This is a genomic window from Thermomonas sp., assembly GCF_041919455.1.
GTDB lineage: Bacteria > Pseudomonadota > Gammaproteobacteria > Xanthomonadales > Xanthomonadaceae > Thermomonas.
The window spans coordinates 34,809-49,311 of record NZ_JAYRTQ010000019.1; the positions used below are offsets into that span (position 1 = coordinate 34,809).

Annotated in this window: 15 protein-coding genes; 9 read left to right on the plus strand and 6 right to left on the minus strand. The window is 64.4% G+C overall.

Annotated elements, in window-relative coordinates; genetic code table 11:
• Nucleotide 1: 1 nt before the first annotated feature.
• The 3 genes from ACE3T8_RS12300 to ACE3T8_RS12310 all read right to left on the minus strand — a co-directional run bounded on the left by ACE3T8_RS12300 (nucleotide 2) and on the right by ACE3T8_RS12310 (nucleotide 2,471).
• The gene (locus tag ACE3T8_RS12300; RefSeq protein WP_374609492.1) at nucleotides 2–562 is read right to left on the minus strand and encodes a phage holin family protein; all 561 of its coding nucleotides are present in this window, start codon (nucleotides 560–562) and stop codon (nucleotides 2–4) included.
• A 9-nt stretch (nucleotides 563–571) separates the two neighbouring features.
• On the minus strand, nucleotides 572–928 hold the full coding sequence (locus ACE3T8_RS12305) for a hypothetical protein (protein WP_374609493.1): 357 nt from the start codon (nucleotides 926–928) through the stop codon (nucleotides 572–574).
• 97 nt (nucleotides 929–1,025) lie between these two features.
• On the minus strand, nucleotides 1,026–2,471 hold the full coding sequence (locus ACE3T8_RS12310) for a Do family serine endopeptidase (protein ID WP_374609494.1): 1,446 nt from the start codon (nucleotides 2,469–2,471) through the stop codon (nucleotides 1,026–1,028).
• Nucleotides 2,472–2,935: 464 nt separating this feature from the next.
• Here ACE3T8_RS12310 and ACE3T8_RS12315 point away from each other — a divergent pair, with 464 nt between their 5' ends.
• The 9 genes from ACE3T8_RS12315 (at nucleotide 2,936) to ACE3T8_RS12355 (ending at nucleotide 12,443) form a co-directional block, all read left to right on the plus strand.
• Nucleotides 2,936–5,086, plus strand: coding sequence for an adenosylcobalamin-dependent ribonucleoside-diphosphate reductase (locus tag ACE3T8_RS12315; RefSeq protein WP_374609495.1), 2,151 nt, complete (start codon nucleotides 2,936–2,938; stop codon nucleotides 5,084–5,086).
• A gap of 341 nt (nucleotides 5,087–5,427) precedes the next feature.
• Nucleotides 5,428–6,024, plus strand: coding sequence for a hypothetical protein (locus ACE3T8_RS12320; protein ID WP_374609496.1), 597 nt, complete (start codon nucleotides 5,428–5,430; stop codon nucleotides 6,022–6,024).
• Between the two features lie 94 nt (nucleotides 6,025–6,118).
• On the plus strand, nucleotides 6,119–6,916 hold the full coding sequence (locus tag ACE3T8_RS12325; RefSeq protein WP_374609497.1) for an NrdJb: 798 nt from the start codon (nucleotides 6,119–6,121) through the stop codon (nucleotides 6,914–6,916).
• 65 nt (nucleotides 6,917–6,981) lie between these two features.
• On the plus strand, nucleotides 6,982–8,550 hold the full coding sequence (locus ACE3T8_RS12330; RefSeq protein ID WP_374609498.1) for a hypothetical protein: 1,569 nt from the start codon (nucleotides 6,982–6,984) through the stop codon (nucleotides 8,548–8,550).
• Nucleotides 8,551–8,981: 431 nt separating this feature from the next.
• Nucleotides 8,982–9,215: a hypothetical protein gene (locus ACE3T8_RS12335; RefSeq protein ID WP_374609499.1), complete on the plus strand. Its 234-nt coding sequence runs from the start codon at nucleotides 8,982–8,984 to the stop codon at nucleotides 9,213–9,215.
• A 144-nt stretch (nucleotides 9,216–9,359) separates the two neighbouring features.
• Complete coding sequence (locus ACE3T8_RS12340) at nucleotides 9,360–10,106, plus strand: energy transducer TonB (RefSeq protein ID WP_374609500.1); 747 nt, start codon at nucleotides 9,360–9,362, stop codon at nucleotides 10,104–10,106.
• Between the two features lie 113 nt (nucleotides 10,107–10,219).
• Nucleotides 10,220–11,245 carry a proline iminopeptidase-family hydrolase gene (locus ACE3T8_RS12345; protein ID WP_374609501.1) on the plus strand — a complete coding sequence of 342 codons (1,026 nt, stop codon included), beginning with the start codon at nucleotides 10,220–10,222 and terminating at the stop codon, nucleotides 11,243–11,245.
• A gap of 156 nt (nucleotides 11,246–11,401) precedes the next feature.
• On the plus strand, nucleotides 11,402–11,788 hold the full coding sequence (locus ACE3T8_RS12350; RefSeq protein ID WP_374609502.1) for a hypothetical protein: 387 nt from the start codon (nucleotides 11,402–11,404) through the stop codon (nucleotides 11,786–11,788).
• A 103-nt stretch (nucleotides 11,789–11,891) separates the two neighbouring features.
• Complete coding sequence (locus ACE3T8_RS12355; RefSeq protein WP_374609503.1) at nucleotides 11,892–12,443, plus strand: cupin domain-containing protein; 552 nt, start codon at nucleotides 11,892–11,894, stop codon at nucleotides 12,441–12,443.
• Nucleotides 12,444–12,556: 113 nt separating this feature from the next.
• Here the strand turns inward: ACE3T8_RS12355 and ACE3T8_RS12360 are convergent, their stop codons facing one another.
• The 3 genes from ACE3T8_RS12360 to ACE3T8_RS12370 form a co-directional block, all read right to left on the minus strand.
• Nucleotides 12,557–13,114, minus strand: a complete 558-nt coding sequence (locus ACE3T8_RS12360) for a type 1 glutamine amidotransferase domain-containing protein (RefSeq protein ID WP_374609504.1) — start codon at nucleotides 13,112–13,114, stop codon at nucleotides 12,557–12,559.
• 343 nt (nucleotides 13,115–13,457) lie between these two features.
• Nucleotides 13,458–14,300, minus strand: a complete 843-nt coding sequence (locus ACE3T8_RS12365) for a DUF6159 family protein (RefSeq protein ID WP_374609505.1) — start codon at nucleotides 14,298–14,300, stop codon at nucleotides 13,458–13,460.
• An 82-nt stretch (nucleotides 14,301–14,382) separates the two neighbouring features.
• A partial coding sequence (locus ACE3T8_RS12370) for a transposase (protein WP_374606131.1) occupies nucleotides 14,383–14,503 on the minus strand: 121 nt, incomplete at its 5' end.

Genomic DNA, 14,503 nt, shown 5'->3' on the forward strand with positions numbered 1-14,503 from the left:
CTTACGGCGGGGTCACGTCGACGCCCAGGCCCTTCTTCATCGGTGTGTCGGCATTCGCGTGGGCTTCGGCCACGCGCTGCGCGGCATCGACACTGGATTCGGCGCTGCCGGGACTCGGCATCACATCGGCCAGTTCACCGAAACCGAGGCGGGCGAACTGTCGCCGTGTCGCCTGCATCCGGGTGTGTTCGAAGTAGCGCATTGCCGCGATCACCGCGCCGACCGTGATCGCGATGCTCAAGGCGGCCGCGATCAGCATGGCAACCGCCCAGGACAGGCCGGCGGCTTGCATGCCCGCGATCATTGCGCCCATCAGCAGCAGCCAGGCCGATGCGCCGAACGCGATCGCCACGCCGGTGAACGCCAGCGCCCGCCCGAACGCGCTGCGCGCAAGCGAGAAATCCGCGGCGACCAGGATGCGCAGGGCCTTGAGGCTGTCGCTGGCGGCCTTCAGCCCGGCACGGCTGTCCGCGCCCAGCGCATGCAGGGCCTCGCCCAGGTCGGGCGGGGCCTGCGGTTTGCCTGCCGGGTCTGGCTGCGGCGCGTCGCCGTCGGCGCGCATCGTTGCGGCTTACTTGTCGCTGCGGCCGAGCTTGGAAATGATCCAGCCGGCAGCGAAGGCCACGCCGAACGCGGCCAGCGGACGCTCGCGGATCAGTTCAGCGGCGCTGTCGATCAGGTCGCGGCCCTTGTCCATCAGCGCGTCCATCTGCTCGCCGGCGGCACCGCCCAGGTGTTCGGCGGCGGTCAGCCCGGAGAGCGCGCCTTCGGCGAGTTCGGACTTCATCTGCGCCTTGCCGAGTTGCACTTCGCCGCCGGCGGCACTGGCAGCGCCCTTGATCGCATCGCCCGCGGCGATCGCGGCCTGTTTCAGGTGGGTGCCGGCTTCGCCGAGGTTGGTCTTGACGGCAGTGGTGTTGTCGCTCATCCGGGAATCCTCGTGGGGAACATGTGGGGAACAGCGGGTTCAACGAAGAACGAGACTGCCAGCGTCCATGTGACGCGGCTGTCATCGCGCAAGTGCATCAGCGCATCGGCACGTTGTACGCGCGGCCGTTGCGCAGCACGCGCAGGACCAGTTGCTGCGGTTGCGCGGACATCGCTGCACGGAAGCCCGTCAGGTCGCTGAACTCGCCGCTGCTGGCACCGAGCACCACGTCGCCGTCGCGCAAGCCGGTCCGGGCGATGCGGCTGTCGCGCACCACCTTCTCCACCAGCACGCCGGCCAGCCCCTGCCGACGCAGCGACTCCGGCAGCTCGGCGAAGCTCGCACCGCCCAGGCGTTCGTCGAGTTGCGCGCCCTGCAGCGCTTTCGGTGCCTCGCGCAGGCCGGTGGCCAGTTGCAGCGGCTTGCCGTCGCGGCGCACGTCCAGGGTGACCCGCGCGTTCGCCGCCTGCAGGCCCTGGAAGTTGCGCAGCGCCTCGGCGTTGTCGATGTGCTCGCCGTTGGCGGCCAGGATCACGTCGCCGATCTTCAGGCCGGCGGCCGCGCCGGCGGAGCCGGGATACACCCGGGTCACCACCGCGCCGCGGGTTTCGGCCAGGCCCAGGCCGCGCGCGATCTTCGCGTCCACGTCCTGGGTGTCGATGCCGAGGGTGCCGCGGCGGACAACGCCGCCGGCCAGCAACTGGTCCTTGATGCTGTTGGCCAGGTTCACCGGGATGGCGAAGCCCAGGCCGATGTTGCCGGCCATCGAGCCGCGCGGGTTGAAGCTGGCGGTGTTGATGCCGACCAGCTCGCCGTTGAGGTTGACCAGCGCGCCGCCGGAGTTGCCGGGGTTGATCGAGGCATCGGTCTGGATGAAGTTCTGGAAGCCGGCGCCGGGCAGGTTGTTGCGACCCACCGCGGAGATGATCCCGCTGGTCACCGTCTGACCCACGCCAAACGGATTGCCGATGGCGACCACGAAGTCGCCGATCTGCAGCCTGTCACTGTTCGCCATCGGGATCGCGGTCAGGTCCTGCGCGGGAATGCGCATCAGCGCCACGTCGGTGTCCGGATCGGAGCCAACGAATTCGGCCTTGAGGGTGCGCCCGTCGGCCAGGTTCACCGAGACCTCGTCGGCATCCTCGACCACGTGGTTGTTGGTCAGCACCAGGCCGCGCTGGGCGTCGATGATCACCCCCGAGCCCAGCGACTGGGCGATGCGCTCCTGCGGGATGCCGAACATCCGGCGGAACACCGGGTCGTCGCCGAACGGGGTGTTCACCCGCACCCGCTGCTTGCTGGTCACGCTGACCACCGCGGGCAGCACCCGCTTCAGCATCGGTGCCAGCGACGGCACCGGCACGCCGCTGACCGCGGTCGGCAGCGCGGCGGCGGCGGGCACGCTGGCCATGCCGGGCGGGGGCTGCGCGCCGGCGGGCGCATCCAGCATCAGGTTCAGGCCGGTGGCGGCGAATCCGCCGAACGCGGCGGCGGCGGTCAGGGCCAGCAGGGTGCGGCGGGCGGTGCTCGGGGCGTGCTGCATTGCGGGACGACTCCGGAATGAATCAGGGGGATGCACCGGTTGGTGCGCATTCACACTTTCCGCCGACGCGCTTGAATCTTCGGTGAAACCGCGTCGGGATGCGCGTGTCAGCCGGCACCCCCGCTTTGCAAGCCATTTTCGATAAATTTTAGCGTTGACTTGCTCCCGGACGCTGGGTACCTTCGATTGCTGGCGAGCCACTACATCTTGTGGTCGGGTTCGCCGAACAGGCCCAAGACTTGTGCCCAGGAGGGTAGTGCAAGTGCTTGGCAGTAACGACGTCGGGGGAGCGACGCGTGACGAGCTGGAGTTCGGCGGCAACGCCAGGAAAACCATGACAGGCAGGCTGCGCGCAGCGCGCGGCCCGCATCGTCGCCGGCTGAAATCGCCGATGGCGAACCCACGAACAACCCAGGTCGCGGCCCCCGCTGCGATCGAATGACAGGACAGGAGAGTCGTCAGGCATGAGCACGGTGAGGCTGGAAGCAGTGGCCACGGACGCAAAGCAGGACATCCCGATGCAGCCGGCCTCGCTGGACATCTGGGACAAGAAGTACCGCCTCAAGACCAAGCAGGGCGTGGCGCTCGATGCCGACATCGACGGCACCTACCAGCGCGTGGCCAAGGCCTTGGCCGAGGCCGAGCCCACCGCCGAGCTGCAGCAGTACTGGATGGAGCGTTTCGCCTGGGCACTGCGCCGCGGGGCGATTCCCGCCGGCCGCATCACCAGCAATGCCGGCGCGCAGGAACACAAGCCGGCGACCAGCACGATCAACTGCACCGTGTCCGGCACCATCACCGACTCGATGGACGGCATCCTGGAGAAGGTCCACGAGGCCGGCCTGACCCTCAAGGCCGGTTGCGGCATCGGCTACGAATTCAGCACGCTGCGCCCGCGCGGCGCGTTCGTCGCCGGCGCCGGTGCCTACACCAGCGGGCCGATGTCCTTCATGGATATCTACGACAAGATGTGCTTCACCGTGAGCTCGGCCGGTGGCCGCCGCGGCGCGCAGATGGGCACCTTCGAAATCGCCCACCCGGACGTCAAGGACTTCATCCGCGCCAAGCGCGAAGACGGCCGCCTGCGCCAGTTCAACCTCAGCTTGCTGATCACCGACGGCTTCATGGACGCGGTCAACAACGACAAGGACTGGCCGCTGGTGTTCCCGGTGGCGGAGCAGGAAGCCGGCGAGCTCGACCTGGCCGATGCCGCGCAGGTCGTCTGGCGCGACTGGCCGACCCACAAGGGCTACATCACCCGCGACGACGGCCTGGTGGCCTGCAAGATCTACGGCCAGATCCGCGCCCGCCACCTGTGGGACATGATCATGGTCTCGACGTACGACTACGCCGAGCCGGGATTCATCCTGATCGACCGCGTCAACGAGATGAACAACAACTGGTGGTGCGAGACGATCCGCGCCACCAATCCCTGCGGCGAGCAGCCGCTGCCGCCGTATGGCGCCTGCCTGCTGGGCTCGATCAACCTCACCAAGTTCGTCAAGCATCCCTTCACCGACAAGGCCAGCTTCGACTGGGAGGAATACAAGGAAGTCGTGCGCGTGTTCACCCGCATGCTGGACAACGTGGTCGAGGTCAACGGCCTGCCGTTGCAGCAGCAGCGCGACGAGATCGCCCGCAAGCGCCGCCACGGCATGGGCTTCCTGGGCCTGGGCAGCACCGTGACCATGCTGCAGATGAAGTACGGCAGCAAGGAATCCTGCGAGTTCACCGAGCGCATCGCCCGCGACATGGCGGTGGCCGGCTGGGAAATGGGCCTGTCGCTGGCGAAGGAAAAAGGCGCCGCGCCGATCATGGACGAGGTGTTCGAGGTCACCGCCGAGATGCTGCGCAAGCGCCCGGAGATGGCGAAGGACGGCTGGAAGCTCGGCCAGGAGATCAGCGGCAAGGTGCTGCACGCGAAGTACAGCCGCTACATGCAGCGCGTGGCCGAGGTCGCCCCGGAACTGGTCGCGGAATTGGCCGAGGTCGGCGCGCGCTTCACCCACCACAGCTCCATCGCCCCGACCGGCACGATTTCGCTGAGCCTGGCCAACAACGCCAGCAACGGCATCGAGCCCAGCTTCGCCCACCACTACAGCCGCAACGTGATCCGCGAAGGCAAGAAGACCAAGGAGAAGGTGGACGTCTATTCCTTCGAGCTGCTCGCCTACCGCGAGCTGGTCAACCCGAAGGCAATGCCGTACGCCGAGGACGCCGCCTCGAAGCTGCCGGATTACTTCATCAGCGCCGACGACATCACCCCGAAGGCGCACGTGGACGTCCAGGCCGCCGCGCAGAAGTGGGTGGATTCCTCGATCTCCAAGACCGCGAACGTCCCCACCGACTATCCGTACGAGGACTTCAAGGACATCTACCGCTACGCCCACGAGCAGGGCTTGAAGGGCTGCACCACCTTCCGCTTCAACCCCGCCGCCTTCCAGGGCGTGCTGGTCAAGGAGGCCGACCTGGAGAACACCACCTACCGCTTCGAGCTGGACGACGGCAGCGTGGTGGAGGTCAAGGGCAACGAGCAGATCGAATACGACGGCGAACTGCACACCGCCGCCAACCTGTTCGATGCCTTGAAGGAAGGCTACTACGGCAAGTTCTGAGGTCCCGTCGAGGGCGCTTCGCGAGAAGGCTCACGGCAAGTTCTGAGGGTCTGCCGATGGCGGTTCGCGAGAAGGCTCACGGCAAGTTCTGATGTCCCCGCCGATGCGGCTTCGCAGGAAGGCCCGCGGCACGTTCTGAGGGTCCGCCGATGGCGCTTCGCGAGAAGACCCGCGGCAAGTTTCGAGGCAACCCGCAAGCGCGCCTCGATGGAAGGGATCACGGAGTTCCGGTCGCGCCTGGTGGCGGCGCGACCTACAACGTTCGTCACGCTGCACGCACGCCGCCAGCAGGTATAGGATCGCGCTGTAGTACCCAACCAACGCCCGACGAGGAGGGCTTCATGAGCAATGGAAATGGAGTGGCGGCCACGCTGTCCGATGCCGCTGAAAGCGTGAAAGAAAAAGCATCCGAAATCGGCGAGGCCGTCGCCAGCACCGCCAGCGCCACCGTCGCCAAGGCGAAGAAGGCCGCGAAGTCCGCCGAGAAGACGGTGAAGACGCGCGTCGCCAGCGCCAAGAAGGCCGTGGCCAAGCGCACCGAGAAAGCCAGCAAGGCGGTCAAGAAGACCGTGGCCAACGCCAAGAAGAAGCTCGCCGCGGTCAGTGCCGATGCCAAGAAGGAAGCCGCCAGCCTGAAGAAGAAGGCGACCGGCAAGAAGGCCGCGAAGAAGGCCCCTGCCAAGAAGGCCGCCGGCAAGAAGGCGACCAAGAAGGTCGCCAAGAAAGCCACGGCGAAGAAGGCGGCAGTGAAGAAGGCGGTCAAGAAGGTCGCCAGGAAGGCAACGGCGAAGAAGGCCGTCGCGAAGAAGGCGATCAAGAAAGCGGTGAAGAAGGCGCCTGCGAAGAAGGCAGCCGCGAAGAAGGCACCGATGAAGAAGACGGCCGCCAGGAAGGCGCCGGCGAAGAAGGCCGCCAAGAAGGCAGCGAAGAAGAAGTGACCCGCTCGAGCCCCTCTCCCGTCCGCGGGAGAGGGGTTGGGGTGAGGGCCAGCACCCACCCACGCACGCAGACAGCAAGAGAACCGGAACACACATGGCCGTCAGGATCGAAAAGAAAATCAAGGGCTACGCCGTCGTCACCCCCGAGGACAAGGCGAAGGAAGCGGTCAAGGCCGATTCCGTCAGCCGCGCCCAGGTCGAGGCCGAACTGCCGGTGGCCGACGTCATCCAGATGCACGAGCGCATCGAGCGCCCGGAAGTCCTGATCGGCAGCACCTACAAGATCAAGTCGCCGCTGGTGGAACACGCCATGTACGTGACCATCAACGACATCGTGCTCAACGCCGGCACCGACCACGAACACCGCCGCCCGTTCGAGGTCTTCATCAACTCCAAGTCGATGGAGCACTTCCAGTGGATCGTCGCGCTCACGCGCATCATGTCCGCCGTGTTCCGCAAGGGCGGCGACGTGACCTTCCTGGTCGAGGAAATGAAGGCCGTGTTCGACCCGAAGGGCGGCTACTTCAAGGCCGGTGGCGTGTACATGCCGTCGCTGGTCGCCGAGCTCGGCATGATCATCGAGGACCACCTGAAGTCGATCGGGATGATGCACGACCCTGAGATGAGCGAGCACCAGCGCGCGCTGATCGCGGAGAAGCGGCGCGCCTATGAGACGCAGCAGCGCTCAAAAAAAAACTCTGACGTAACGCCGCCTGCGGGCAGCACGGTCGCCGGTTCCACGGCGACGCACCACGAGGACATCGAAGTGACGGGCGACGGCGCGGTGTTCCCGCCGACGGCGACGATGTGCCACAAGTGTTCGACCAAGGCGCTGGTCCTGATGGATGGGTGTGCGACTTGTTTGAATTGTGGTTATTCGAAGTGCGGGTGAGTAGGTCTTCATACCTCTAGATGCAATGCAGGGGGAGATGAGTGCGCCCAATAAATAGACTCCTCTTGAAGTTGCCAAAACGAGCAGAGCGCGCCACTAGTGCTCAGTTGGTTGCTTCCTTTACTGACGCAGGCTCGCTTCTGGCGTCGCTTGCCAATAATGATCACCAGATCATCTTTGGTAGGCGGGGTACAGGTAAGACCCACGTATTGTCCAAGCTATATGCGGACGCGATAGCGCAAAATCAGATAGCGATTCAGGTTGATCTTCGGACGTTAGGGTCGACTGGCGGAATCTACTCTGATCCGAATTTGCCGCTATCAGAGAGGGCGACGCGTCTAATTACAGATTTGCTCTGGGCGATCCACGATGGGCTGATGGGTGCGGCCTTAGACAACGAGTCCGTAGATCTTGAAGTTGCACAGAGGCGGCTTGATGGCCTACGAGATTCCATCACACAAGTTTGTGTGGTTGGTCAGGTGGTTGACGCTACTAATCAAAATTCGGAAGAGAGCGCCGGTTCGACTGACGGGATCTCATTAGATTTATCTGGAAATCCTGGCCTAACGGCGAAGCTCGAGAACGTCGCTAGCTCCACAAGGAGTTCTGGACGAACAGTTACGGTGAGTGGTGTAGCGCGCCACAGGCTCGTGTTTGGGAATGTTTCGACTGCTCTGCGTGAAGCGTGCGCGCCATTTAGCGGCGCGACCTTGTGGCTCTTGCTAGACGAGTGGAGTGAAGTTCCATTGGATCTTCAGCCCTATCTAGCAGATCTGCTTAGAAGGACCGTCTTCCCGATCAGAGAAATAGTCGTAAAAATCGCGGCTATCGAACAGCGAACAAATTTTCAAATAGCCTCAGAGCAAGGTGGTTCCATTGGCATTGAAATAGGTGCCGATGCAGTCGCAAGTCTCACGTTGGACGACTTCATGGTGTTCGACAACAACGCAACGACTGCGACCGCTTTCTTCAAATCTTTACTATGGAAGCACGTCCGTTCGTCGGCGCCAGAAAAGGGCGAGGGACATGAACTTAAGGAGATTTCGGAGTCTAGTTTCGTTTCGGCCGCTTTCACCCAAATCAATGCTTTGCAAGAATTGGTGAGGGCTGCAGAAGGCGTCCCTAGGGATGCGATCAATGTAATGGCGTTGGCCGCGCAATCAGCATCTGATCGCGCCATCTCAGTTGCAGATATCAGATCGGCTGCGCGACAGTGGTATCAGCAGTCGAAGGAAGCCGCAATTGGCTCACGCCAAAGTGCGCTCGATCTGCTGCATTGGATTCGCGAAGACGTGATTGGGGAGCGTCGCGCCAGGGCGTTCTTGCTGCCGTCATCTACTAAGAGTGATCTCATAGACTATCTATACGATTCTCGCGTGATCCACGTCATCAAGAAAGGAGTCTCCAGTAATGAGACTCGGGGCGTGCGTTACAACGTCTACGCGATTGACTATGGTTGTTATGTCGACCTAATTTCCACGACCAGTGCGCCCCAGGGGCTCTTCGAGGCTGAGTCGGAAATGGGTGTTTCCGGCTATGTGGATGTTCCCGCAACTGACTATCGCTCGATAAGAAGGGCAATCTTGAACCTTTCCGATTTTGAGAATTCGCTCTTGTCGTCTTCGGCTTCTTAAATTTGCAAAGGGGAGTGGCAGGGCCAGGTTCTCTTGCAGGAGGCGGGCATGTCCCGCCTTTCGCATGTCTGGAAGAAGCAGAGCTTCCGTCCGCCTCCGGCGCCCGGATCACTTTCTCTTGCTGGCCCAAGAGAAAGCCAGCGCAGAAAAGGTGTCAGGGACAATTTCGAATTTTCTTGAGGTGAAGCAAAAATGGGGTCAGGTACATTTATTTCGTCTGATTGAATGTATCTCCTCCATTTCTCTCTTCACCGAGGCGAGACCCGTGCTGGGGTTCAATAGGCCCGCGTTCCAGCCTTGGCCTATCAAAAATGGGGTCAGGTACATTTATTTCGTCTGATTGAATGTATCTCCTCCATTTCTCTCTTCACCGAGGCGAGACCCGTGCTGGGGTTCAATAGGCCCGCGTTCCAGCCTTGGCCTATGAACACATGGATGTCCTCGATGAAATCGCCCACCTGCTTTCCGAATACGGACTTCCCGACGGCGACGTCAAGCGCCTCATTCGCGGCCTGGAGTTCGACCTGGACCAGATGGCGGTGCGCGACGCGCTGGGTGGAAAGCTTTCAGTCGCCCAGAAGCAATTCATACGCGCCAGCATCCTGAGCGGAACGAGGTTGATCGACATCGTGTCTGCGCTGAAGAGTTCCGTCCCTGCGCACTAGCCGCAATCCCGGCTGCAACGAAAAAGAACGAGAGACATATGTCCGGTTGAGGCGTCGCAGGCGATGTTCCGCATGCCCCGAAACGAGGACGCCGGCTTGCGCCCGCCGTGCCACACTTCGGCATCCTCCGTGAGTGGATCCGACATGCACGCAATCCGGTTGGCTTCGATGGGACTGGTTGTCGCGCTGTGCGCCGTCCTGCCCGCACGCGCGGAATCGCCGCCGCGCACGCTCCCGCTCGATTTCCAGGCCGACGTGCGGGCGGATGGGCGGCCAGCCAATATCGCGCCGGACGCAGGGTTGTCGCCGACGTTGCAGGCGATGGTGCGCAAGCAGGTGGCCGGTTGGCGCTACATCCCGGGCACGTGGCAGGGCAAGCCGGTGCCGGGGCGCGTGTCGCAACGCATTGTGGTGGATGTGTTGCCTGCGGCGGGTGGCGGCTTTTCGCTGCGGATCAAGAGCGTGACCAGCGTGCCCCCGTGGCTCGTTGCCAACGGAGCTCCCAGCAGTCGTGCCATGCATCCGCCGCGCTATCCGGTGGACGCGCAGCGGCGGGGCGTCGAGGAAACGCTGGTGTACGCGATCCGGCCCGATCCGCAGGGCAAGCCCATCGAAGTGGAGCTGCTGGATTCGCAGGCAGGCAAGAACTGGAAGAAGACGTTCGATGCAGTCGCGCGCGAGGCGATCGTGCACTGGCAACTGGAACCGGTCGAGGTGGATGGCCAGCGCATCGACTGTCGGCTGATCACGCCGATCACGTTCCGCCTGGGAACTGGCCGGTCTCCGCCGCCGGCGGCGATGCCGGACCTGCGGCCCTATCTGGCGCGCGTTGCCGACGGCTGTCCGTTGACGCCGGTGCTGGACACCAAGGTCGAGGGCGTCGTGCTCTGATCTGCGGCACGCCGGCAGCGATCGATTCCGTTTGCATGCCGGGCGCCATGCGCCGAATCCTGTTCCGGCAGCCGGAGTACAGTGGCACCTCGCATCGATTCGGGGAGATCGCCATGCATCGCATCCTGGTCACGTTGCTGCTGTGGGCCTGTGCGCTGGTCGCCAGCGCAGCGGAGCCGCAGTCGCTCAAGGCCTACCACGGCAACACCGAGCACCCCGATGCATGGTCCGGTGGCGTGCGGATGATCCCGATCCACACGCCGGAGGGCGAGTTCCGCGTGTGGACCAAGCGCATCGGCAACAACCCGCGGATCAAGCTGCTGCTGTTGCACGGTGGGCCGGGCGCCACCCACGAGGCGTTCGAGGCCTTCGACAGCTTCCTGCCGGCGGACGGCATCGAGTACTACTACTACGACCAGTTGGGCTCGTACTACAGCGACCAGCCGGAGCACATGACGCCGTTCCTCAACATCGAACACTATGTCGAGGAAGTGGAGCAGGTGCGCATCGCGCTGGGGCTGGGCCGCGAGAACTTCTACCTCTACGGCCATTCCTGGGGCGGCATCCTCGCCATCGAATACGCCCTGAAATACCAGCAGCACCTCAAGGGGCTGGCGATCTCCAACATGATGTCCAGCATCCCCGCGTACAACCGGTACGCGCACGACGTGCTGATGCCGATGATGGATCCGCGGGCGTTGAAGGAGATCCTGGCGCTGGAAGCGGCGAAGCAGTACGACAACCCGCGCTACGAGGAACTGCTGCTGCCGTACTACGAGGCCCACCTCCTGCGCCGGCCCGCGGCGGAATGGCCGGAGCCGGTCCTGCGTTCCTACGTCCGCCACATCAACAAGAAGGTCTACGTGCCGATGCAGGGCCCCAGCGAAATGGGGGCGAGCGGCATCCTGCTGCACTGGGACCGCACCGCCGACCTGAAGAGGATCACCGTCCCGACGCTGGTCATCGCCGGGCAACACGACACGATGGATCCGGCGTGGATGCGGATGATGAGCAAGCAAGTGCCGCGCGGCGATTTCCTGCTGCTGCCGAACAGCGGCCACATGCCGATGTACGACGACCAGCAGATGTTCTTCGACGGCTTGCTGGGCTGGTTGCACAGGGTGGACGACGCGCGCTGACGCAGACCCCCGGTCAGGTTCACTGATCGAGAGGCGTGCATGTCCCGCCTTGCGCATCGTCGGGATCGTCGTGACAACGCGAGAGTAAATCTCCCGTGCATCCGGATCTCGCACGTCCCCATATGCAGTCTTCGACGATCAACGAGGAGTACCGTCATGCGCGTGCTGGCCCTGCTTTGCATTGCGGCATCCCTGGCGATGCCGGTATCGGCCGCCGAGCCGGGATTGGCAGGCGACTGGGTGGTCGATCTCGCCACCGATCCTGCGGTGCCCTACACGCAACCCATGCAACTGTCCCTGCGACCGGGTGGCGGCGTGGAGGGCAGTTTCTACAACAGCCGTATCGAAGCCGGGCGCTGGAAGTTGGATCGTGGTCGTGTGTGTGCGAGCTTCCGCACCAGCGACGGGGTCGGGCCCTATCACACGTCCGTCTGCCTGGAGGGCGAGGTCGCGCGCGGCCAGACCTGGGCCGAACACCGCCGTTTCCTGTTCAACTGGAATGCCGTGCGTGCGCCAGCGGCTGGCAAGGTCGGCGCGGAATGACGCCAGCGAAGCAGGGTGTCAGCGACGATCCGCTGGAATCGATGCCGCCACTGTCCGCGCGTGGGTGCGATTTTCGTAGCCCGTGTTGATTCCGGAGACGATCATGCCAATCCGTTTCGCCGCCAGCGTTGCGTTGCTGTTGCTCTCGTTCGCGCCCGCGACGCGCGCGCAATCGGCCGCCGACGGACCGCTGCCGGTGATCGCCGCCGACGCTCCATCGCACTCCTACGACGCGGGCACGCTGCGCGTGCTGGTGCCGTCGTCCGCCACCGAGGGGCGTTTCGCGGTGGTGGAGCTCACCGAGCAACCGCCGTATCGCACGCCCGCGCATGTGCATCCGGAGATGGACGAGAGTTTCTACGTGCTCGAGGGGACGCTGGCGCTGGAACTCGACGGCCGCAGCCATCGCCTGCCGGCCGGCTCCTTCGTCCACATCCCTCGCGGGACAGTGCATGCGCAGGGCAGCGCCGACGATCGCCCGGTGCGCCTGTTGACCACGCTCTCGCCGGGCGCGTTCGAGCAGTTCTTCCTTGATCGCGTGGCGCTGGCGAAATCCGTGCAGCGCAGCGACCCGGGGTTCCAGGCGCGCTTGCTCGAGATCGTGCGTCGCTATCCGCGCTGGCTCGCACCGCCGCCGGCTCCCGCGGACAAATGATGGGTGAGAAACGCGGGCGCGTTTCGTGATCCTCGGACCCGCGCAATGCCGATGTTGCGTGCACTGACGGAACGCGCTTCCGCGTCCCGCCGTTGCTGCCGCAATGCGCGGCCTCAGCGCGTTGCGTGGTTCCCTTCGGCGAACTCCTCGACGATCTTCCGGCAGAACGCCGGCAGGTCGTCCGGGTTGCGACTGGAGACGATGCCGCGGTCGGTGACGACTTCCTCGTCCACCACCTCGGCGCCGGCATTGCGCAGGTCGGTGCGAACGCTCGGCCAGGCGGTCATCGTGCGACCGCCGACCACGTCGGCCTCGACCATGATCCACGGGCCGTGGCAGATCACCCCGATCGGCTTGCCGCTGTTGGTGAAGTCGCGCACGAAATCCACAGCCGCCTGGTCGAGGCGCAGGGCATCGGGATTGGCCACGCCGCCCGGAAGAATCAGGGCGTCGAAGTCGTCGATGCTGGCGTCGGCCACGAGCGCATCAACCTTGAACGTGTCGCCTTTCTTGTCGTGGTGCATGCCCTGGATCTCGCCGTCCTTGAGCGAGAGGATGCGGGTCGTCGCGCCTGCCTGTTCGACAGCCTGCTTTGGTTCGGTGAGTTCGACCTGCTCGAAGCCGTCGGTGGCGAGGATGGCGATGGTCTTGTTGCGCAATGGCATGCCCATGGGAATTCCTGCGTTGTGGGAGGACCCGCACCATGCCGATGCGAGGGTCCTTGCAGGGTGACGGAGCCGTGAGCGGCGACTTCGCAATGCTGACTGCGCCGTTGCGATTGACCGTCGCGCGCGCGACGCGCGCCAACGAAAACGGGCGGCCGAAGCCGCCCGCACGCATGCCGCCACGAGGGAGGCGGAATGCGATTACTTCGGCATCAGCACGCTGTCGATCACGTGCACGACGCCGTGGTCGAGAACAACGTGCAGGGCGTGCGCATCGACATCGATGCGGAATGACCTTGGGTGAAGCGGCGAGGGAATCGATGCATCGATTCCCTCGCCTGTCGCGTGCTTACTTGGTGCGGAATGCCTGCCCGAGCAATTGCGCGTTGAAGCCTTCGCTGTCGCCCGCGCCGACGGCGTAGCGATACAGCGCCGCGGAGTAGATGCCCGACAGCGCGGCCTGCACCAGCGCGGCGACCAGCAGCGCCACGATGAGCAGGGCCACCATCAGCCCGATCAGCACGCCGTTGCCGGTCGTGGCCGCGGCGACGATGCCCGCCCCGCCGACGATGACCAGTGCGAAGAAGATGAAGCCGAACACCAGGCCCACGCCGCCCTGGCCGATCAGGTTCTCGCCCCAGGTCTTCTTCAGCAGCAGCGCGCTTTCCTTCACCGCATCGAGCGGGCCGATGTCGCGCGACACCAGCACCGGCACCACCAGGAAGCTGGCCAGCGTCCAGGCCACGCCGATCAGGCCGGCGATGATCCTGCCGAGGAAGCCGGCGCGTTCCTGGATCGCGCGCAGGACCATGCCCACCGTCGCCGCGATGGCGGCATAGCCGAGGATCGGCACGACCTTGCCGCCGGCGATGCGCAGGCCGTCGCGCACGGTCGGGTCGCCGCCGTCCAGGCGGATCATCGCCGCGCCGACCAGCGCCGAGTTGAAGAAGAAGATCACGAAGTACTGCACCAGGTAGAACAGGAACGCGAACACGTAGGCCGTGACCGACATGCCGCCCTCGCGCAGGCCGTCCAGCGCGCCCAAGCCGAACGCCGGCAGCAGGAACGCCGCCGCCACGATCAGCGTGCAGATCGCCGAGAGCAGCGGGAACACCAGGAGTTCCTTGTCCTTGGCCAGCACGCCGGCACTGGCCTTGATCAGGCCCCAACTACGGGAAACTCGCTCGAACACGACAGCCTCCGGGAGCAGGGTTTGGGTGCGCGCAGTATGCAGCAGCCGCTCCAGTTTCCGCTGAGGCTAAACTTCGGGTTCTTCACCCAAGTCCGGGGAAGGCGGCCCGGATCTTCAGGAAGAAGTAGGCGTCGTCGCGGAAGCCGTAGGCCATTCGCTTGATGACCTTGATCTTGTTGTTGATGCCTTCGACCAGGTTGGTG